Raw genomic sequence first — 509 nt, 5'->3', positions numbered from 1 at the left:
GTGCATCTCCATCGTTAGAAATCGCATTTGCAATCTGCGCGGATAATGGTGCGGCACCAGTAATGTACAAACTGGTGACGAGAATCTGTGGGCCGCAGCCTGGTAGCATACCGATGGCTAAGCCAGCCAATGGCATCCAGATGCCCCAATTTGAGAAGGTAGCAGCCAAATCAACGCCTGAAAAATAGGTCGTTAGTTCAAACGCAAGAAACGCCACGATAACCCACGCGCTGACAAGGTTGGTGTGTTGAGCTGCTTTTTGAATCGGGTGTGAATCAACGATTTTTTCATCTTCTGACACCGTCGATTGATAATCTCCCAGCTCTTTTGTCATTGCCCACAACGACATGGAGACCACCGCAAATATCGCTCCTAACCATTCAATGCTACTTGGACTCAAATTCAGTAGCTGATTGATATCCACTTGGAATGAGGTCATTACGGCCACCATGCTCGCAGGGATTATCAACCACTTCCAGAATGCACCTTGAAGATTAATCGCACGTTGC

Annotated in this window: 1 protein-coding gene; it reads right to left on the bottom strand. The window is 47.7% G+C overall.

The window, feature by feature from the left end:
* Positions 1-509: putative manganese transporter (locus R8N47_RS28565; protein WP_318186528.1), on the bottom strand; the 509-nt coding region annotated here is incomplete at both ends.

This window comes from Vibrio sp. 2132-1 (assembly GCF_033344315.1).
The sequence above is the reverse complement of the archived record's forward strand: the minus strand, read 5'-3'. Positions and strand labels throughout refer to the sequence as shown.